The organism is Aphanothece microscopica RSMan92 (genome assembly GCF_046613545.2).
Taxonomy (GTDB): Bacteria; Cyanobacteriota; Cyanobacteriia; order PCC-6307; family Cyanobiaceae; genus NIES-981.
The window spans coordinates 1-405 of sequence record NZ_JBKKKY020000632.1 but is presented as its reverse complement, the minus strand read 5'-3'; the positions used below and the strand labels follow the sequence as shown (position 1 = coordinate 405).

The 405-nt window shown below is 72.8% G+C and carries 1 protein-coding gene; it reads left to right on the top strand.

Translation table 11 applies throughout. From position 1 onward, the window contains the following. Positions 1 to 53: 53 nt before the first annotated feature. Positions 54 to 405: MBL fold metallo-hydrolase (locus ACLD7X_RS19385; RefSeq protein WP_411425310.1), on the top strand; the 352-nt coding region annotated here is incomplete at its 3' end.

Here is a 405-nt window from a genome sequence, read left to right as displayed (position 1 = left end):
GCCTTCCCGGGCCAAGGTCGGCGCGCAGGATAACGCAGACGGGGGGAAACGCCATGCCGCTTGAACTGGTCACGGTGCCGTGCCTGAAGGACAACTATGCCTTCCTGATCCATGACGCCGCGTCGGGCGACACGGCGGTGGTGGATGTGCCCGAGGCGGCGCCCATCGCGGCGGCGCTGGCGGCGCGGGGCTGGCGGCTGACCGACATCCTGATCACGCATCACCACGGCGACCATATCGACGGGGTGGATGCGCTGCGCGCGGCGACGGGCGCGCGGGTGCGGGGGGCGGCGGCGGATGCCCATCGCCTGCCCGCGCTGGATCAGGCGGTGGCGCCCGGCGATGCGGTCACGGTCTGCGGCGAGGTGGCCCAAGTGATCGACGTGTCGGGCCACACGGTCGGGC